The sequence below is a fragment of the Chryseobacterium cucumeris genome, from assembly GCF_016775705.1.
Taxonomy (GTDB): domain Bacteria; phylum Bacteroidota; class Bacteroidia; order Flavobacteriales; family Weeksellaceae; genus Chryseobacterium; species Chryseobacterium cupriresistens.
This window is the reverse complement of record NZ_CP068760.1, coordinates 1,033,475-1,053,820: the sequence shown is the minus strand read 5'-3', so window position 1 is coordinate 1,053,820 and position 20,346 is coordinate 1,033,475. Positions and strand designations below refer to the sequence as shown.

At 36.6% G+C, this 20,346-nt stretch carries 18 protein-coding genes; 10 read left to right on the top strand and 8 right to left on the bottom strand.

Going from position 1 to position 20,346, the window contains the following annotated elements; translation table 11 throughout:
• Window positions 1–91 precede the first annotated feature (91 nt).
• The 6 genes from JNG87_RS21640 to JNG87_RS04600 all read left to right on the top strand — a co-directional run bounded on the left by JNG87_RS21640 (window position 92) and on the right by JNG87_RS04600 (window position 9,181).
• Window positions 92–3,745 carry a hypothetical protein gene (locus tag JNG87_RS21640; protein WP_238349671.1) on the top strand — a complete coding sequence of 1,218 codons (3,654 nt, stop codon included), beginning with the start codon at window positions 92–94 and terminating at the stop codon, window positions 3,743–3,745.
• 30 nt (window positions 3,746–3,775) lie between these two features.
• Entirely contained in the window at window positions 3,776–5,338 is a 1,563-nt protein-coding gene (locus JNG87_RS04620; protein WP_202842015.1) for a hypothetical protein, read from the top strand.
• 11 nt (window positions 5,339–5,349) lie between these two features.
• Window positions 5,350–5,829: a hypothetical protein gene (locus JNG87_RS04615; RefSeq protein ID WP_202842013.1), complete on the top strand. Its 480-nt coding sequence runs from the start codon at window positions 5,350–5,352 to the stop codon at window positions 5,827–5,829.
• 62 nt (window positions 5,830–5,891) lie between these two features.
• Window positions 5,892–8,081: a toxin glutamine deamidase domain-containing protein gene (locus JNG87_RS04610; protein ID WP_202842011.1), complete on the top strand. Its 2,190-nt coding sequence runs from the start codon at window positions 5,892–5,894 to the stop codon at window positions 8,079–8,081.
• Window positions 8,082–8,095: 14 nt separating this feature from the next.
• Entirely contained in the window at window positions 8,096–8,449 is a 354-nt protein-coding gene (locus tag JNG87_RS04605; protein ID WP_202842009.1) for a hypothetical protein, read from the top strand.
• A 78-nt stretch (window positions 8,450–8,527) separates the two neighbouring features.
• Entirely contained in the window at window positions 8,528–9,181 is a 654-nt protein-coding gene (locus JNG87_RS04600) for a hypothetical protein (RefSeq protein ID WP_202842007.1), read from the top strand.
• 127 nt (window positions 9,182–9,308) lie between these two features.
• On the opposite strand, the gene JNG87_RS04595 is transcribed toward JNG87_RS04600, so the two are convergent.
• The 7 genes from JNG87_RS04595 to JNG87_RS04565 all read right to left on the bottom strand — a co-directional run bounded on the left by JNG87_RS04595 (window position 9,309) and on the right by JNG87_RS04565 (window position 14,696).
• Window positions 9,309–10,319, bottom strand: coding sequence for a trypsin-like serine peptidase (locus tag JNG87_RS04595; protein ID WP_202842005.1), 1,011 nt, complete (start codon window positions 10,317–10,319; stop codon window positions 9,309–9,311).
• 72 nt (window positions 10,320–10,391) lie between these two features.
• Window positions 10,392–11,237, bottom strand: coding sequence for a caspase domain-containing protein (locus JNG87_RS04590; protein WP_202842003.1), 846 nt, complete (start codon window positions 11,235–11,237; stop codon window positions 10,392–10,394).
• Between the two features lie 263 nt (window positions 11,238–11,500).
• Window positions 11,501–12,145, bottom strand: a complete 645-nt coding sequence (locus JNG87_RS04585) for a response regulator transcription factor (protein ID WP_202842001.1) — start codon at window positions 12,143–12,145, stop codon at window positions 11,501–11,503.
• Window positions 12,142–12,912 carry a sensor histidine kinase gene (locus JNG87_RS04580; RefSeq protein ID WP_062672988.1) on the bottom strand — a complete coding sequence of 257 codons (771 nt, stop codon included), beginning with the start codon at window positions 12,910–12,912 and terminating at the stop codon, window positions 12,142–12,144. Before JNG87_RS04580 ends, JNG87_RS04585 begins: the two co-directional genes overlap by 4 nt.
• A 13-nt stretch (window positions 12,913–12,925) precedes the next feature.
• Window positions 12,926–13,570 (bottom strand): hypothetical protein, encoded by a 645-nt coding sequence (locus JNG87_RS04575; protein ID WP_110009059.1) that lies wholly within the window; start codon window positions 13,568–13,570, stop codon window positions 12,926–12,928.
• 13 nt (window positions 13,571–13,583) lie between these two features.
• Complete coding sequence (locus JNG87_RS04570; protein ID WP_202841999.1) at window positions 13,584–14,129, bottom strand: hypothetical protein; 546 nt, start codon at window positions 14,127–14,129, stop codon at window positions 13,584–13,586.
• A 219-nt stretch (window positions 14,130–14,348) separates the two neighbouring features.
• A complete protein-coding gene (locus tag JNG87_RS04565) occupies window positions 14,349–14,696 on the bottom strand; it encodes a winged helix-turn-helix transcriptional regulator (RefSeq protein WP_238349670.1) in 348 nt (115 codons plus the stop codon).
• A gap of 120 nt (window positions 14,697–14,816) precedes the next feature.
• Between JNG87_RS04565 and JNG87_RS04560 the strand changes: the two genes are divergently transcribed.
• Window positions 14,817–15,764, top strand: a complete 948-nt coding sequence (locus JNG87_RS04560; RefSeq protein ID WP_202841997.1) for an NADP-dependent oxidoreductase — start codon at window positions 14,817–14,819, stop codon at window positions 15,762–15,764.
• A gap of 115 nt (window positions 15,765–15,879) precedes the next feature.
• On the opposite strand, the gene JNG87_RS04555 is transcribed toward JNG87_RS04560, so the two are convergent.
• A complete protein-coding gene (locus JNG87_RS04555; protein ID WP_123278668.1) occupies window positions 15,880–16,704 on the bottom strand; it encodes a universal stress protein in 825 nt (274 codons plus the stop codon).
• 229 nt (window positions 16,705–16,933) lie between these two features.
• Here JNG87_RS04555 and JNG87_RS04550 point away from each other — a divergent pair, with 229 nt between their 5' ends.
• The 3 genes from JNG87_RS04550 (at window position 16,934) to JNG87_RS04540 (ending at window position 20,336) form a co-directional block, all read left to right on the top strand.
• On the top strand, window positions 16,934–18,052 hold the full coding sequence (locus tag JNG87_RS04550; protein WP_202841995.1) for a sensor histidine kinase: 1,119 nt from the start codon (window positions 16,934–16,936) through the stop codon (window positions 18,050–18,052).
• Window positions 18,049–18,813, top strand: coding sequence for a LytR/AlgR family response regulator transcription factor (locus JNG87_RS04545; protein ID WP_202841994.1), 765 nt, complete (start codon window positions 18,049–18,051; stop codon window positions 18,811–18,813). Before JNG87_RS04550 ends, JNG87_RS04545 begins: the two co-directional genes overlap by 4 nt.
• A 401-nt stretch (window positions 18,814–19,214) precedes the next feature.
• Window positions 19,215–20,336: an efflux RND transporter periplasmic adaptor subunit gene (locus JNG87_RS04540; RefSeq protein ID WP_202841992.1), complete on the top strand. Its 1,122-nt coding sequence runs from the start codon at window positions 19,215–19,217 to the stop codon at window positions 20,334–20,336.
• Window positions 20,337–20,346 lie beyond the last annotated feature (10 nt).

The following is a 20,346-nucleotide window of genomic DNA, read 5'->3' as shown; positions in this document are numbered from 1 at the left end:
CCTAAAAAAATAAGGCTAAAACCTGAAGACATTCTACTAAAAAGGATCTTCAAAATCTTAACCTATTTTAACCTACACAAAATTACACAAAATGAACGATATGGAAAATAATACTACAGGCGCACCTGTAGAAAATACACCATCACAAACACTTTTCAGATTTGTAAGTCTCAGAAGCCCGGAACTTTCCGATGATACCAAGCAAGATAAGAGATTCATTGTTATTCCTCAGGATCTTAAAAATAATAATGCTTTTTATGTTCCGGTTGTTAATGGAACCGAAGCTAAGCAAAAGCTGCTGCAGACCTGTGCAGCCAATTATGTAAATAATCCAGAACGTATTTCAATAGAATCAAGCAGCCAGAATAGTTTAGAAGGTTTTAAAAGGACTTATAAGGCTTATTATACATTCGGAACCTGGTTGGCTAAAAATAAAAATACATGTACCTATGAGGAGGTTATTGCTAAAAGAGCAGTATTAACAGATCCACAGGCAGCTTCAATAGCACCGCCATTAATTGGTTTATGGAATAATTTAATTTATCAGGTAGTAACTCAGAAAGATTTTTATGTTAAGGAAGTTGTTATGCAGCAGCTATTGGCTCATCATATTCTTTCTGTATCCAATGAAGAAGAAATGAAAGCAGCACTTGCTGCAAGAGTTATTTTGCCCAAAGAACTGATGATGGAAGACGAGAGTATTTCTACATTACAAACTGTTTCAAGAATGGCTTCTGAAGGACCTAAAGAGACTTCTCCAACAGAAGAAATGAAAAGTCAGCAACTTATTTCTGCTGCAAAGATTAAACTTGAAAGATATGAAGCTTTAAAGAAAAACCTTTCTACGATTGAAAGATTATATAAAGCAGAGTATCAAAAAGATTATGCAGCAAAAGAAGAAATTCATCAAAGCGAAATTACTTCAATTCTTGAAGGATATAAAAGAGAACTGGCTGCCCATAAACAAAACTATTGTCAGGTAAGAAATCCTGAGGTAAAATATGATCCTTTAGATCCCTGCCAACAAATTCCGGGTATTCCTGAACCTGTATTACCAAAGTTCAATTTTCAGTTCAGAGCCGAAATAGAACCGGATTCTTTATTAAGAGCATTAAAACCTGAAAACTTAGATGCGTTGCTTGATATCTTAGGACATAATTTTCAGTCTGAACCAAATCAAGAGAAGTCTGCAGCACTTAGTTCCTCGGATCTTGCAATACTTTTGGAAGGAAGAAGTACTTTTTTGGAGATTGATTCTCTATTAAAACAAGCCGTTGAAAAAGCCGCCAGTACCATTGTTGAAAATACCAATGTAGATAATGAAGCATATACCAGTATAGGAGGTGTTTTGATTCCAGTTGCAAGAACCATTGCTGTTCCTTTCAGTTATCAGATCTGTCCGAAGTATGTTTATACAGGATTTACATTTGATGCGGCACTTACAGTTCCGGATTCATCATGGGAGGTAAATGCACTCTCTTATACTTTAGCCCCTAATAATGGCTCTGCGGCTTTCAACAGTAATTATTTTGTGAAATCAAGATCAGGAAACATCATTTTTCTAAATGATCTTTGTATGCCGGGATTAGATTTTAATACCATACAGGATGCCTCTTTAAGTGTAAAAATCATGTTTACTAATGGAAAAACAGCTAATATTTATGTCAGTAAACTACAGGCAAGAACTTGTTTATCAGATCGTTTTTTACTTGAAGTTGATGAAGAAGAACCTGTAGATACTGAAGATGAAAATAATTTTATTCCATCAGGATTCGGATTCAAACAAATCGGTATTGCAGATTATTTGAAAGTGGAGCAGACAACTCATGCCTATGTTGAAGGAGAAGTTGCCCATATTGAGAATATTATGGCTAGAGAATATCGTGAGAAATCTACCAGAAGGTTAAGAAGAAGTGAAAATACTACGACAACATCTTCCGATACTGAAAGAGAGCAGCTTACTGATACTACTACAGCTACCCGTTTTGAAATGCAGAATGAAATTGCAAAAATGATGCAGGAAGCATCAGACAGCAATACTCAGTTTGGGGTAAATGCGAGCTACAAAACAGGAAATGCAAATATCAATACGAGTTTAGGATTGGGAAACGCCAGCCACAGTTCGAGAGATGAAAGTACCAGACAAGCAGTTACCCAGGCTCAGGATATTACATCAAGAGCTATGGACAGAATTGTTTCAAAAGTTCACGAAGAAAGAATTGAGAAAATTATTGAAGAGTTTGAAGAAAACAATTCTCATGGCTTTGATAACAAGAAAGGAGATAAACATGTCGTAGGTGTTTACAGATGGGTGGATAAGCTGATGAAAAACCAGATCTATGATTATGGGAAACGTATGATGTTCGAATTTATGATACCCGAACCCGCAAAGCTCCATTTGTTAGGAATATCTTCCAATAAAAACACCCAATCATTGGTGAAGCCAGAAGATCCTAGAACGTCACAAACTATGACAATGAAAGACCCTGGGGCATTGGATGATGATACCATCTTTAAATATTGGGTAGGAAAATATAATATTACTGCAGATAAAAGATTAGATCCTGTTATTTATATTTCAAATGCATTTTCTGATAAAAATATTGGAGTTGATAATGAATATGGAGTAGGAAGATGGACCGGTGTGTACCATAATAATGACTTTAAAATTCCCGAAAATTATGAAGCTATTTATATAAAAGGCTCTTTAAGAGCAGGTGCAGGAGCGATGAATGATGGACAGGGAATGAATCCTAAACATACAGTATATGTTTGTGGTAAGGAATCCGGAACTGCAGTAGATATGGCTTTAAATTCTATAAAAGATAAAATTACTGTTTCTTTTATTTCTTGGGATATGAAAGGGATTTCAGGTTCATTGATTGCAACATGTCAGCTAACGCAGGAAGCAAAAAGAGAATGGCAACAGGAAGCTTTTAATGCGATCATCAATGGATATGAAGTGGCTTTGGCAGAATATAATAATGCTATATCTGAAGAGAATAATAAAGCTTCTGCAATTAAGGCTTCAAATCCGAATTTTTACAGACAGATTGAAAATACTGTTCTCAGAAAAAACTGTATTTCCTATATGGCAGACAGAGCTTCAAACTCAATTCATGGCTATGGCTTATCAGGTTTAACACAAGGAAGTTCATTTACAGATTATGAAACGAAACTTTCTAAGAATCTAGACAAATACTCTGCTTTTGTAAAATTTATGGAACAGGCATTTGAATGGGAAAATTTATCCTACCACTTGTATCCTTACTATTGGGGTAATAAAGAGAACTGGGTAGAAATGTATAAAGCAGAGAATACTGATCCTGTTTTCAAAGCATTTTTACAAAGTGGTATGGCCAGAGTGGTAGTGACGGTGCGTCCGGGCTTTGAAGGTGCTGTACAATTTTATCTGGCAACAGGAAAAATCTGGAATGGAGGTGAAGTTCCTGTCATCGGTGATGATCTTTATCTATCAATTGTAGATGAATTGAAGCAGCCAAAAGGCAAAAAACATGGAAAAGCATGGATTACCAGACTTCCTACTACCTTAAATATTCTTCAGGCAGAAAGTATCGGACTGAAAGTCGCTCATGCATTACCATTTACTACCGAGAATCCAGATGATTTTGAAGTGCCTTCCGAAGTAATTACTGAGGATAGATTCAATTTCGCCCCTAACAATAACCTTCTTGGAGTAGAATCGCTGGAAGGACAGAAAGTGATTTTGGGAGACTGGAAATAACATAATTATTAACCTTAAAAATTAAAAAAAATGCCAATTATAGGAAAAATTATACGTGTCAATGAATTGCCTCCCATTGGAGAAAGAGAAGCGAATGCGATCTATCAGGTAGCTGCATTAGGTTCTCCCACTTACACAGATTATGCTGTTGATGAAAACGGAGATTTAAAAACGCATGCCGTTGTTGATGGAACCATTCCCCTGGAATTAGCTGATAGTCATGTCAGTATTTCAAATGCGGATCTTGTAGCAGAAGGAATGGCAAGTCAGGCTCAATATAATATCAAGACACAAGAGAAATTAGCTAAAAAATTAGAAATTCCTCTGACAGATGGAAATGCGCAGGATTATCCTAAAATCATAGGAATGAATGATAACGGAAGTGTTGCCAAACTTCCCGCCGGTGATCTGGGAAAAAATATAGCCAATTCATCACTTACATCTGTTGTGGGAGCAGGACTGAAATTAGGAGCCAACTGGACGTTAGATACTTCAGGACTTTATTATTCGATCACAGGCTTGAATGATGTTTCCAATGATGCTACCTTTAGTACTTTCTTATCTCAGAACTCTTCAGGACGTGTAGGTAAAACAAATGGAAAGCAGCCGTTCTTAAGCTTGCCTGCTACTCTTTCCGAAGCAGAGAAATCAGCATGGAAAACAGCAATGAACGGAGGCTGGACGACTAATACTATGAGTGTTGCTGTTATCACTCCTCCGGTTGTGGATAGGCAGAATAAAAACTACTGGATCAGCTTAAGAGGAGCCAACCTTAACCTCCCTCCCACATCTTTCTCCATAGATATCATGGATGAAGGCGGCTCTACGAAATTAGCGACTGTTCCTAATTCACAGGTACAATTATATACCAATGGATTAGACCTGACATTCTATTACAACTTTAAGGATTTACCCATAGGACAGTATAAGATAAGACTATGGAATGGAGTCGCTTATTATGTGACACCCCTTACAGTTTCAGTAGTGCAGAATCTACAGATTGCAGATGTATCAGCATTGACATGGACCAAAAAAATTTATAATGATGCATCCAATCCCGACACATTTGGTAGCGGAGGATCAGCTATTTATCAAAGCAACTCTGCTGTAAAAGCTTACAGTACGGATGATCCTACTATCGTAGCAGCACTTAAATCTTCAAAGCTTAATAATGCCGGAGAAAATTTTTATCTGGAATTTTCTGTCAATTATCAGCATGCAGCTAATATGACCTCAAAAACACAATATGTAGGACTGATGAATAATGCATCGAATGTAGAATTATTGGATCAGACAATTACCCGTTTGAAAACAGTAGGAACACTGGGAAACAGTTTAGGATACAGAGTTCATTATCTTAATAATACAGTAGTGGGAGCCGTTAGTGCAGGGACTACCGGAACCAACGAGACCATCAATGTTATTATTGTTAAAAACGGAACCTCAATGACTGTTTCTATGACAGCAAGGGGAGTTACATCACTGGCCATTATTTCTGTTCCTGACGTTGAATACAGCCTGAATATGGCCGTCAACAATATGGGAGGAAATGCAACAACATCGTTAAATATTATCAATTTATACAAATTTTAAAAACAAAAATTATGAACGAACATTTAATTATACCGGAAAACATTAAAGAAATCCTTAATAATGTAGAGAATATTTCATTAAGCCTTGCAGAACTTCCACTTCAGGAACATCCGAAGCTTCCACAATTTCAAAGAAGTATTCGTGTATTGGATATTGATGCTAAATCTGAACAACAGTTCATCAGTTTCAGATATAAGCAGATACTGAAAGACAAGGAAACAGGAGAAGATATTAATATTTCACTTCCTTCTCCGGAATGGGTAATCTATAAAGATACGTGGAGCTACCTTCGTGATAGTAGTAATAATCCTGTAGAGCTTCCTCTGGCTGAGCCTACGGAGGAGGTGCGTACGGATAAGGTAAAAATTCAGAGCTATAAGTATATGCTTTGGTTGTTGAAAAATAATAAGACTGGCTTTACTGAACTTTTAGCCTCTTATCTTGATGAATTTGTGAAAGACCACAAGGATCAGCTGGACAAGCTTTCTTAAACTTTTTTAATTACTGGCAGGGTCTTAAAACCCTGCCTTTATTCACCTTAAAAAATCACAAAATGAGTTTAGAAATTTTAAATAATCCTTTATTGAGGAACATCACGGATTTCTCTCCCGGAAATGAGAATCCTGATTTTATTAAGACTATTTTTCCGGTTCAGGAATCTCCTCCGGAATTAAAACAAAAAACCTCACTGCAGATTGCAAATACTTACTATGGAGGAAAGCCGGTTGTGGACGGTAATGGATTTCAGATCTATTCGGATGATCCTGTATTTGGAGGAAATATCGATGAAGTTGTTGTCTATAAAAGCAGGTTCAGCCAGACCATAGCCGGAGTTGATGTTGTTCTTTTTGCCAGTAAAAACGGAGCTTTTCTTTTACAGCGTTATTTGGAAGCTTTACCCAATAGCAATGAACTGATTCTATTTTTAGAAATTGATGACCGTTACAATCATAATACGGTAATGCGTGCTGTAGCGGGAGCAGGGCTTACAAATAAAAAGGATATGCCTTTTGCAGACATTCTCGGTTTTACAAGAAAACATGAGGTAACCGTTACACCAAAATCACTCAAAAATCTTATTGAAAAAGGTATTTACAGAAATAAAGTAGATTTTATAAGCTGGTTTCTGGGTTTGAAAGATAAAAGTATCGGAGAAATATTCAGTTTTTTTAAACAGGAAGCTTTGGAAGCCGCTTCAACTTTTTTTACAGAAGGTATTGCCGAAAACATAGTCAAACTAAGGATCTCAGAAAACGGATGGAATCCCAATCCAAAAGAAGGAGAGTATGATCCTGCATTTATTCCGGAAGTATTTTATAAAGAGATAAAAGATTTCTATGAACATAAAGCATCCCAGAATCCTTATGAAAATCTTGCTGGCCAGAAAAAAATCAATGCCAAAATTGTAAAATCATTTTTTGAAAGCATCAATGAAGCAAAAGAAGATTTTAATAGCCTGTTGAACAACGCTGAAACTTTCTTCCCTGCTTTTATCTATAAAAAGATCAACAAATCCCTGACCTTCTTTTTTAACCAGATCGACAAGCTGGAGAAGTTTATTGCAGACCCACTTACCGGAATGCAGCATATTGTCTACAAAAACTATCAGATTGCCAATGCTTTTCTTTGTGGAATTTATAACAGCCTGGTTGATATTATTGCCGGAATCTTTTCCATCATCGGCTTTATCTTCAAAGCAGTCGCTGCCATGGATAAAGTAAATGACAGAAAAGAGGAATATGGGGAAATGTTCCTGGAACTGATGGAAGATTTGCTGGAAGGCATTCTGACTTTTGATTATGTGGAATTCTTTAAGCAGTGCATTACCTTCCAGATAAAAACCATTGTCCGTCTGGTAAATTGGGTGGAAGAAATGATTCCTCAGATCACACTGGAAAAAGGGGCTTATTATTACGGATATATCATTGGGATTATCATCGATATTATTGTGGAAACACTTCTTACAGGTGGAACGGCGGCCGTAGCCAAGCTGGCCAAATCCGTAGAAAGTTTTGTACTGAATCCACTGGAAAAGATCACCAAGGCAATTACAACAGCAGAGAATGGACTGACCAAGATAATAGAATTTATTCGAATGATTCTCCGGGAATTTAAAAAGGGATCAAAAGAAATTTTTTCTAAATTAGAAAAGATTTTAAATGAGGTCTTTGGTTTTGGTGAAGAGGTAGCAGATCATGGTCTGTCTCCAAAACAGAAGATGGCGAAGGATAAGCAGAAGAGGATTCAGGAGGAAATAGACAAGAAGAAAAATGTAGAGAAAAAATCTTTAGATGAAATAGAAGGAGGTGGAATAAGTAAAAAATTATTTTCTATTTGGAAAGTTAATTTGCAGGAAGGAAAATTTAATTGTGCAAACTGTGCTATTGCAACAGATGCTATATTAGCAGGAAAGCCGGCATCTGCATTACCCTATACAATTCAGAAACGATTTAGAAATGGGAATTGGGAAAATTATGTTTCTTTATATGAAGGTACAAAGCCTATAATTTTAGAAAAAGAATTCGGAACTAAGTTTTCAAATTGGACAACTAATTTAAATGACTTAATAAGAGATTTAAAACCAGGTAAAAGAGGAATTATTTTTGGATATAAAGAAGGAACAAATATGGGACATTACTTTAATGTAATTAATGAAAACGGAGTGATTAAATTTCTTGATGGACAAATTGGTAAGAGAGCAAAATTAGTCTATGATTATTATCAATTTTTACCAACAAATTAATTAAAAAAACTATTATGTACACAAAAGAGCAAGCAAGAGCAAAAATGCAAAGATTTGTAGATTATCAGAATAATTTAATAATCTGGAATGAAGAAGGAGATCCAGATATTGTCATATATGATCATCTTACAGAAGAACGTCCTTTCGGGTGGGTGTTTTATTGGCAGGTAAAGAATATTAAAGAAGATTTTTCTAATTTTTTAGCAGGAAATGGTCCTATTATTATTGAGAAAGATACACTAAATGTGTATAAAATGATGACTGCTATTTCTGTGGAAGAAAATATTATGCTTTATAAAAAGGATAAAAATAAATTATTACAGTTGGAAGAAGATCAAGATGGGTTTTTCGATCCTATAAATCTGTAAAAGTCATAACCAAACTAAAAATGGAAATAAAATTCAAGATTTTTTTATTAGTAGAGTTTCAACTTTAAAATTTATTACATGCTAAAAACAAGTTTGATTTTCATTATTATGCTGTTTTTTTGTAAAGGTTATGCCCAAACTAACCTCTATGACTATTATGAAAATGGAAGATACCTTGATAATATAAGTATTAATAATACGGGATATTTTGCGAAAAAAGATCTGATGAAAAGCTATTTTGAATTGTACCCAGCTAAAAAACTAAAGGGTTTGTTTGAAACTTTGGCCTCTCCTAAAGGCTATCATACTGTTTATGAAATAGAAAACAATGAAATCTATGTTAAGGAGTTTTGGATTCTTAAAAAGGAAGATAATGGATTATATACAAATATCACTAATGAGATATTTCCAACCAAAACGGATAGGAAAATAGATTGGTATTCGGGGTTGGTTCTTTTTACTTCGGGTAAGGGAACATTGAATGAAATGAATGTAAACTACGAGAAGAATGCCCTTTTTGAAATCAATAAAGGGAATATTGTAATGAGCCAGCATTTTAATTTAGAACAAATTTTGGATTATAAAGCAAGGTTATTTCAGATATTTAAAAAAACAGAAGAATATAAAATACATAAAAAAGAAGGTAGAGATCGAGGATGGAGAGATAGTACAACAGATGCATTCGAACAAGATATTGTTTTAGATTATTACAATACGATTATTATTAAATAACAGATGCATTTAAATTTTACGCTTTTTAGAAAATGGTTTTTGAGTGTTAAATAAAAGAATATAGAAAAGATTCTTAAAAAATATCCCGCTTTGAAAGCGGGATATTAATTTAAACTAAAAAAATAAATTAAGGATGTTCATTTCTCGCTCTGATGACCAGATTGACTAAATCTGAGCCGCCACTTGCAAAATTATCGCTTGGATTATGTGCGCTTTGGGTTGCTACAGCATACGGAGAGCCATCCCAATATCCCCAGAAAGGACCTCCGCTTTGTCCAGGCCATATATCTGCTTTATGGCTCATGCTTTCGTTGTCATCAGCACTCCAGAAATCTCCATCCAGTGCGATACCTGTCTGGTAGGTAGGTCTTTGCGTTCCGGTAAGGTCTCCCGGATATCCTGCGTGGGTCCAGTAGGCACCACCGTCCCATGAATCTGAATAGGATTTTGAACCTAACCAGCCTGTGCTGTTTCCGATAGGTCTGTCCAATACAATTACCACATAATCATATTGTATCTCTGTAGAATCAATAGAAGGTCCTGCAACTTTATACTTGTAATACGTTAAGGTACCCCAGGCAGTTCCGTAAGGAGCGCTTCCGTTGTAATACATGGGTGTGAATTTCAGCCATCCTGTTGTATTATTAGGCTGCCAGTCTACAATGTGAGAGCAGGTAAGAAGGTGTCTAGGCCCGATCATCACACCGCTTCCAGACCCCAGAGAACTTTCTACTCTGCCGACACATCTCCACGGATAGGCTGTAGAATTGTATACTTTTCTCTGATCGACTCCAAAAATGGTTCTTGCATTTTCAGGAGTCAGGAAAGAATCCCTGTCGATAAATTTAGGTTTACGGTCTCTTTTCGGTTCAAGCTTTGGATTGTACTCAAAATCAGCATGGGTAGGATAGAAATGGTCGGTTTCCAGTGCCCGGTTTTCTGCTGTTTTTTCGTCCATAGGCATTCCTATTGTTTTCATTCCTTTAGGAAAAGTTCTTCCGTTAATGGTTTCCATAGCGGGAGCCTGCTTAAATAGTTTTTCAACTGCTTCTGGTTTTTCAGTTGATTTTGCTTTAACAGTTCTAAGTCTTAGAACTTCTTCAGCGGTCATTGGGTTGTTGTTTTCGGTTTTTGACATGATTATTATTTTAATCTGGTATATTCCTACTCTTTTGATGGCTTTTCGGATTCCGCCGGTAATGGTTATTAGTTAAGTGAATATTTTTTGTGAAAATTCTCCAGTGATGCTTTCTGTCTGGTTGATCTGGGCTGCTCCCATAGCCGCTAAGGCAATGGCAACCTGTTTATCAAGAGTTTTTCTTACAATATTACCGTTGGTAGCACGTAATATTTTACAGAAATGATACGTAAAATAGCCTCGTATCTGTCCGCTGATATTTCCTTCCATGGACACCTGATTGTCTTTTGCTGCAGCCCATAACGTATGATTCATTCCGGTAACAGGCACAAGCGCTTTAGTGAGAACGGTTGATTTTTTTGAATTTTTAGAGGTTTCCATTTCACTGGCGTAAGTGAGATAAAATTCATCCTCAAGCATTGGAGGAATATAGCGGGCAGTTTCGTTGAGAAGATCAGCTTCCAGCCCCAGATCCATTTTTCTGGTTCCTGTTCCCGAATAACAGCAGTCGAAGATAACTTCCATATTTACTCCGGCTTTTAGCTTGCTGAGAACGGTTTTAAAATCATCATCACGAATGACACCGTTATTGGCATAATCATGCGGACAAATAGCCTCGTCCAAACCATCCAGTTCAAGATCCGATCCGATATTGGCCACTCTGGTTCCGTGCCCTGAATAATAAAAAACAAGAGAATCTCCTTTTACACTCGTGCTGATCATGGATTTCAGATAGTTCAATATATTCGCTCTTGTAGCATTCTGATTGGTCAGGATTTTAATCTTTGCCGGACTAAAACCACAGATCACCAATGTATTGGCCATATCTCTCGCGTCATTTACACAGCCGTTAAGATCCGGACCTCCGTATCCGATGGGTGCATAATCATTAATTCCTACGATAAGTGCTTTTTTCATTGTATTAGTTTTAAAAATATTCCCTACTCTGTTCCGGCTTTTCGGGTGCTGCCTTTTTGTGCTTTTTTTCTATGACAAAATTCCATCTTTCAGAAGAGCAAAAACAGAGGAGAAAACCGTATTTTGAAAAAGGAAAAACACCTTTTCGTTTGTAAATGAACGAGTTGTGAAATAAAAATCCGGCAGCTTGAAAAGCTGCCGGATTCGTCAATAGAATGTAAAGATGTTTATTTTTTCAGGGAATAAATAGATTAAAAATTAAGTCAGCACAAATCATGCTTCAAAGCAAAAAGTACCAGACCCGCTCTGTTTTTTATATCCAGTTTCACAAAAACCGAATCTCTGTAGCCATCAATGGTTTTAGGACTGAGGCACATTTTGTCAGCAATCTCCTTATAAGTAAGTTCGCTGCAGGCCCATTTGATAAATTCTTTCTCCCGGTCTCTCAGCTCAGAAAGCAGGGAGGCATTTTTCGCTTCCTCTGTTTTTACTTTCAATAGCTTTTGGGCTACAAAATCAGTATAAAAGCTGCCTTTCTCAAATACCGTTTCAATAGCCTGGAAAAGAATGGAAGGCTGCATATCTTTCAGCAGATAGCCTTTAGCGCCTGCTTTCAGCATTTTAATCAATATTCTTTCATCATCATCCATGGTAAGGGCAATGACTTTAATATCAGGATAATGCTCTGTAAGCCATTCTGTAGTTTCTATACCATTTTTATAAGGCATATTGACATCCATCAGGACTACAGCGGGTAATTCAGAAGCTTTTTCCATGCCTGCAATAAATTCTTCTCCGTTGGGATGATTCATAATGACCCGATATTGAGTGTTTTCTGTGATCATATTCTCCAGTGCTTTGGAGATTAAGGTATGATCATCAACGATCGCTATGGGAATTGTTTTCATAATAAATTTTTATGATAGGTTATCAAAGTTTGTGTTCCTTTATTCAGTTCTGATTGTATAGACAGTTCAGCATGAATCAGCTTGGCTCTCAGTTCCATATTTTTCAATCCTGAGCCGTCCTGATTACTATTGATATCAAAGCCTCTTCCGTTGTCCGAGATACTGATATGTAATTTTTCACAGTCATCCTCCATGTGTATGGAAACATTTTTGGCTTTGGAATGTTTCAGAATATTATTGATACTTTCCTGGATAATTCTGAAAAGGATCAGTCCGTGTTTAGGCGAAATATCAATATCCTGCTTTTGTGTGATGAATTCTATTTTTAATAATTTCAGTTTTTTAATTCTCTTCACTTCTCTTTCAATGGATTCTGCCAGTCCGAAATGAATAATCTGTTCAGTAATCAATGTTTTAGACAGGTTTCTGATATCCTGTATACATTCTCCCAATAATTCATTGAGTTCGATGAGATCTTCTTTTTCTGTATTTTGGAGTTTGGTAATCAATTGGTTCTGGCGTAAGCGGACTACGGATAGTTTTTGACCCAGATCATCATGTAATTCCTGCCCGATATAATTCAGAGTCTGTTCTTTCATTTCTACCTGGGAAGTCGCCAGTTCCTTTTCAAACCGAAGATCTTTTTCCTTCTGCTCAATCAGCAGGGTTGTTTTTTTCCTGATAAAAACCGCATAGATGAAGACCATTGTCAAAACAACGATGAATAAAGTAATCGTAAAGATGATGACCAGATTATTCTCTTCCATATCTGCAAAGCATTTATCTTGTTCTTTCCTGTTTGTTCCAGATTAAACCCAATATGAGTATGCCATTACTGATCAGATTCAGCATAAATAAAATAAAAAAATAAATAGTCTCTGAAACAGTAGTTCTGAAAAAAAGTATCGGAATGCTTCCGATAAAAAATATCATTAGAGATACTGATATCCAGAAGGGTAAATAGTTTTTAATTTCTAATATTTTGTCAGAATTAAAGGTTTGATACAGGAACAAAATAATTGAAAACAACAACAGAAGAATATCTGCATAGAGCATATTAAAAGAAAAATGATGAAGCAGATCATCTTCCGTATAAAACATCACAACAATATTGAGGACAAAAAGAACCAGGATGATGGTCTGTATCTTTTTGAGCAGCGGAACATATAATAATTGGTAATAATACAGTAAGTACAGAAAAAATACAATCATTAAAAAACCAATTACATAGAAGATGTCCGTAGGCAGATTGGTCAGCTTGAAATAGAAATAACAGGAAATATCAATCAGGGAAAACAACAGATATCCTATGATAAAAAATAAATTCTCCTTTCCGGTTTTTCTGTATTTTATGACCATTAGAATCATCACTACAATGGAAATGGTCATCGATATCTGTTTCCCTGTTTCAATATTCCAGTTCATAATGCTGTGTTTTTTAAGGCATTGTTTCCGATAACGTTTTTGGTGGCGGGGCCAGATTGGTCATATTCATAGATTCTATTGAAGTAACGTCTGTGTTTTCTTCGGTGGTGGCTGATCTGGCCATAACCTTCTCTCTTTCTCTTTTTTGGGCAGTAGGTACTAAAAATATAGTTTGGTAACCTGCATATTCAGGTTTTGCCATTCTGTTTTTAGGATGATTCATTGGATATTTTCCCATGTAGATCCTGATTCCTGGATTTTTTAATTTTTGTTTTCTGGCATTTTCTTTTACATATTTAATATAGCCTTCCATATCTTCAAGCGAAAACCAGTACCATCTCGAATCGGGTTCACCGTTTCTGTACTTCATGAGAATTTCATGATTGGTTCTGGTGTATTCATCAAAAAGAACTCGCCCTTCACGGTAGCTGATCAGTTTCTTTTTATAACTGTTGCTTACAGGTTCTTTAGGAGGTTCGGTGCAGCTAAGCAGACAAAATGCCAGAATAAGAGCTGCACATAAGGGACTTAAAATCTTAGTAAAAAAGGAAGTTTTCATTTTTATGGTTTTAATTTTATGGAACAAAATTAGCGAACGGCACAACTATAAAAAAGGGTGAAAACACTGTTTTTATCCTTTACTAAATTTACGACTTTTTGATATTCAGTTGAATATGAATTATGAGGTTTGTTCTTTTTAATTAAAAATATCCAATGGTACTCCTTCAGTAATAAAATTAAAACCATGATGAACATTCATGGTTTTGAAGGAAACGGTTTACCTTTTTATTCTCTCTTTTTCAATCTGCTTTTCACCCCATAGCCGCAGATAATCAATAAAAGGAATGAGCTCGGTGCCGTTTTCCGTTAAAGAATATTCTACCTTAGGAGGAACTTCGTGATACACTTCTCTATGGATAAGCCCGTCATCTTCCAGCTCCCGGACAGTCTGGGTAAGCATTTTAGGAGTAATATCAGAAAGGGTTTTACGAAGTTCGCCATACCGCATAACTGTCTTCAGATGAAGATACCATAAAATACGGCCTTTGTACTTTCCTCCAATCCGTTTAAAGGCATAATCAACAGGACAGGATGGCTCATTGGTAACTTTTTTTATTTTTAACATTTTTTCAATGGTTTGATAATCAGTATTAGTATATTTTTAGTATGTAGATTACCAAAAAGTACATACTTGCTGCAAAGATATGATGAGACTACATTTGCCCGATAATTAAAATCAAAAAAAATGAAAGCTGTTATTGTAAACGAAGCAGGAGGCGTTGAAAATCTTCAATTTACGGAAATAGATAAGCCTGTCATAGGAAATGATGAAGTATTGGTAAAAGTAGTATCGGTAAGCATTAATCCTGTAGATGTAAAGTCCAGAGCATATGAAGGAGTTCTGAACTGGATTTTTGAAGAAAAGAGGCCCGTTATTTTAGGATGGGATATCTCGGGAGAAGTCGTAGAAACCGGGAAAAGTGTAACTGATTTTAAACCGGGAGATGAAGTCTTCGGAATGGTCAATTTTTTTGGAAAAGGAAATGCCTATGCAGAATATGTGGCTGCCCCGGCGGCTCATCTGGCATTAAAGCCTCAAAACATTACCCATCAGCAGGCTGCCGCGGCCTCAATGGCTGCTTCAACGGCATATCAGGCATTGGTAGATGTTGCCGGAATTAAAAAAGGAAGCAGGGTTCTGGTCCATGCCGCTTCAGGTGGTGTCGGCCATTTTGCTGTTCAGATTGCGAAGCATTTCGGAGCGTATGTTATCGGTATATCATCCGGTAAAAATAAAGAATTTGTTTTGTCGCTTGGGGCTGATGAACATATTGATTATACAACGGAAAACTTTTATGAAAAGGTGCAGGATGCAGATATCGTCATTGATACCCTTCAGGGAAAAGCTTTGTCGGATTCGGTAGATATTGTAAAAGAGAATGGTATTATTATAACACTTCCGACGCCTGAGATTCCTGAGGATATTGCATTGAGAGCCAGGCAGAAAAATGTGAATATTGAGTTTATGATGGTACAGTCTAAAAAAGAAACTGCAGAAGCAATTGCGGGCTTATTGAAGCAGGAAGCATTGAAACCATTTGTTTATAAAACTTTCCCGTTTGAAGACATAGCACTGGCACAGCTGGAGGTTGAGACCAGCCGCGTTGCAGGAAAAGTAATAGTAAATCTGTAAAAATAAAAACAGGACCGGAAATCTATTCCCGGTCCTGTTAAACAAGATTAAGTGTAAAATTTAGCCTTTACAGGCAAAAAGGATAATTCAAATGTGAACAGATTTTTATTGATTCTTAATCTATGTTTAAGGGAATTGATAGTAATGGTAATTTATTCTTATAGGCCATTATGGCTGTTTTGCTTCGATGGAAAAGAGATTCTACAAGATTGTATTTATAAGGAATCATGGTTAAAAGATCCGGACTGGTCAGTTTTATTTCCTCCTCAATCGCTTTGATGACTTCAATGGACTGAATCATTTTAAAGCTGTATTTAATATCATCCAGATCGTACCCGGAATTCAGGTCAATATCATGAATAACCTCAGCAAAATCTTCTAATCTTTCACTTACATTGAATACCTCAATCTCAGCGTTGAATTCATTAATAAAGTGGTAAATATCATTCATGGCAGACCAGGTCATGCTTTTGTGCGTATCATAAGCGAAAAGAATTTTTCTGATTCCTGTATATTCTATATGTGCGGGAATAATGAGTATCGGTTTTTTAATTCTGTGGATAGCTCTTGTTACACTGTTTCCCAAAAGCTTTTGTTCCAGAGTTTTTTCAGCCATTCCCATCACAATAAAATCACAATCGTGAATCTGCATACAGTTTTCAAGCTCTTCAATAAAATTGCCGGAAGCCAGATGATGCTGGGTTTCGACAGTATATAATCTTTTAAGCTCCGCCGCCTTATCCTCCATTTTTTTCTGATTTTTAAGCGTTTGAGTGTAGAAAAAATCAGCTGAAGCCTGTGCATTCAGGGCATGGATGGAAACGGATTGAAGATTGAAAAGCACAATCCTGTATTTGTTTTCTTTAGCCATAGATGCTGCATAATGAGTGGCGTTTTCAGCTTCGTGGGAAAAATCTGTGCAGACAATTATTGTTTTCATTGTACCGGATTTAATACCACAAAACTATGATAGACAGCTATTCCCTCATTATAAAAATACTGTGATGTTGCATAAAATGATGATGAAATGTCTTTTTCAGGTGATGAACCGTCACATCCATTTTAACTCTGCTATTTTACGTTTCAGGTATTGTTTTGGCGGTCTCGTCCAAAATAGAAGATATTCATATAAAATCTATTTCTATATTTACATTCATAAAGTCCCGGATATGAACAGGATTTCTGCCATCAGGAAAAAAATAGTACGGAATAAGAAGATTCTTTCCACCATGAAAAGAAGGCTGGTGATCTGGGCGTTAGCAGTGGTCACTTTCTGTGTTTTTTCCTATCTTATTGATCCCTTTGATCCCGTTTGGAAAGGCTACCTAGATGCTCCTTTAAAAATGATTATGGAAGACGCCACATGGATTGTCTTTTTTTCCATCATCATTTCTGAGGTAAGTATATTTATAGACAGGACGCTCAATAAGTGGCTTCCCTGGAGAAACAGGACCGTAAAGCGATTATTTATTCAGTGTTTGCTTCAGATCGTGGGAAGTGTTTTGATTGTGATTATTATTAATGCAATCGTGGATGGCACTTCAGTTACATTACCTGAAATGGATTCTCGTAAAGAATATACACTTCTGGGACAATGGATCGCTACTAATATTGTCATATCATTGATTATCAGTGCTTTTAATACCGTTGATTATTTATTGGAAAACTGGAAAAAAACAGCAGTAGAAGCTGCCCAGCACAAACTGAGGGCATCAAAACACAAGCAGGCTGCAATGGCGGCAGAACTTCAGGCACTTAAGCTTCAGATAGACCCGCATTTTATTTTCAATAACTTAAGTGTGTTGTCAGAACTTATCCTTGAAGATCAGCAGTTGGGGTATGATTATTCTGAGAAATTTGCGAGAGTATACAGATACTTATTGGTGAATTCCAAAAAAGACATTATCGCCGTAGAAGAGGAACTCAAATTTTTAGAATCCTATATCTTTTTGATTGAAAAAAGAATTGGGGAAGGCGTTATATTCAAAATAGATATTCAGGAAGAGTACAGATCCAGATTTACCCTTCCGCTGTCTTTACAGTTGCTGGTTGAAAATGCTATCAAGCATAATCAGACATCCAAAGTAAACCCTCTGGAAATTCACGTTTATACAAACCCTGAAGGAGAGCTGGTAGTCTCCAACACATTTCTGCCTTTAATCAACAAACCGGATTCCTCAGGAGTAGGGCTTACCAATATCGTTGCACGATATGAAATCTTAGGATATCCTAAACCTGTGATTGAAAAAACAGAAGATAAATTTATAGTAAAACTCCCATTGATATGAAGATTAATAAAGTTTTAATCGTTGAAGACGAAAGACCCAATGCAGACAGGTTAAAAAGACTGTTGTTGAAGTTAAGACCCCATATCGAAATTCTGTCTGTGGAAGACTCGATTACCTCAACAGTACACTGGCTGGAAAATAATGTGGTTCCCGATGTTATCCTGATGGATGTAAGACTTGCAGATGGCCTCAGCTTTGAAATATTTAACAAGCATGAAGTTAAAAGTGCCGTCATATTTACAACAGCATACGATGAATATGCTGTACAGGCATTCAAATACAATAGTGTAGATTACCTCCTGAAACCTATTGAAGAAGAAGAGCTGGATGCTGCATTAAAGCGCTATGAAACCTTTATGGAAGCCGTCCCGGTAGTAGGAACAGCCATTGAAGGATTATTAAATTATATCCAGCCGAAAGATTACAGAAAACGTTTTCTCATTGCCCATAGAGATGGATATAAGACCGTGCTGGCAGAAGATATCCTCTATTTTTATACCGAATTGGGAATCAGCAAAGCCATGCTGAATACCGGAGTGGTGGAGAATGTTCCGCAAACCCTGGAAGAGCTTGAAAAACAGCTGGATCCCAAATTCTTTTTCCGCGCTAACAGACAATTTATCATCCACATCAATTCCGTTAAGCAGATTTTAAATCATTTTAATGGAAAACTAAAGCTCGAACTAAGGAAACAGCCTGATATGGAAGTGATTGTAAGCCGGGAAAAAGCTTCCGTTTTCAAATCCTGGATGGATTATTAATTCTAAAAAAAATACAGAGAAAGCTGTCTTAAAAATCAAATAATTTGACCTATGTCATTCTGACGAAGGAAGAATCTCATCAATATCCCAATACATGAGATTCTTCACTACATTTATGAACTTCGTTTGCAGACTTTCAGTCCGTGTTCAGAATGACATTTTTGAGACATCCTCTTTTTCGTTTTACTTGTGAAATCCATATGTTTATCCTTAATGGTTTCACTCTTATTTCCCCATAAAAATCTCTTTTTTGTCATAATTACAAAGGAAAATAGCGGTTTTCTTTTCATTTTTCCTATCATACGTTTCATCTGCGATTAATGACACTTCACCCAACTTCTGAATGAATATCACTGTAAGATGAAGTTATTTTGCTTCTGTAAAATTTAAAAACCAATGTTATGAATTACAGAAAAGGATATCTGGTACTTTCACTTACAGCTGCAGCCATATTGTACTCATGCGGTTCCGGGAGCGGCCAGGAGAATGCCCAGCAGATGCAGCAGGCGTTGCCTACAGATTTTATTCAGGTAAAATCCGGAGATGCAGATGTGTCTACAGGATATCCGGGAAGCATAGAAGGACAGGATAATGTGGATATCAAAGCACAGGTAACAGGATATCTGGAGGCAGTATATATCAAAGAAGGACAGTATGTAAGCAAAGGACAGACCCTTTTCAGAATAAATCCATCTGTGTACAATGAGCAGGTCAATACCAATGAAGCAGCATTGAAATCAGCACTGGCGGCACAGGAATCAGCAAGACTTGAAGTAGAAAAACTGAAACCTCTTGTAGAAGGAAAAGTAGTTTCCGATATGCAGCTGAAAACCGCTCAGGCGAGTTATAAAGCGGCATCAGCACAGGTTGCACAGGCACAGTCATCATTGGGATCCTCAAAGATTAACGCCAATTTTACGTATATCAAAGCGCCAGTGAGCGGATACATAGGCAGAATTCCGAACAGAGTAGGAAATCTTATCAGCCCGTCTGATCCATCACCACTAACCACGCTTTCAAGCATCAACAGTGTGAATGTATACTTTTCAATGAACGAAGCTGATTTTATTGCACACAGCAAGGCTGCGGCATCAGGAAATACAGCAGAAAATGTAGAACTTATCCTGGCAGACGGTTCCACTTATTCTCTTAAAGGAAAACTGGAAAATGCCAGCGGAAACTTCGACAGAAATACCGGAAGTATTCAGATGAAAGCTGTTTTCCAGAATCCGGATAAATTATTAAGAGCCGGAGGAACAGCCAGAGTGATGATTCATAATGCCCTTAATGGTGTGATTAAACTTCCGAAAACCTCTGTAAAAGATATTCAGGACAGATTCTTTGTTTATAAACTGAATGGTAAGGATAAAGTGAAAATGACACAGATTACCGTTTCAGGAAGTACATCCCAGGATTACTTTATCAAAGAAGGCGTGAATGCAGGAGATAAGATTGCCATTAACAGAATTGATGCCCTTACAGACGGAGCACAGGTGGTGGCACACACTGTTCCTTTGAAATAGTTGTATAACC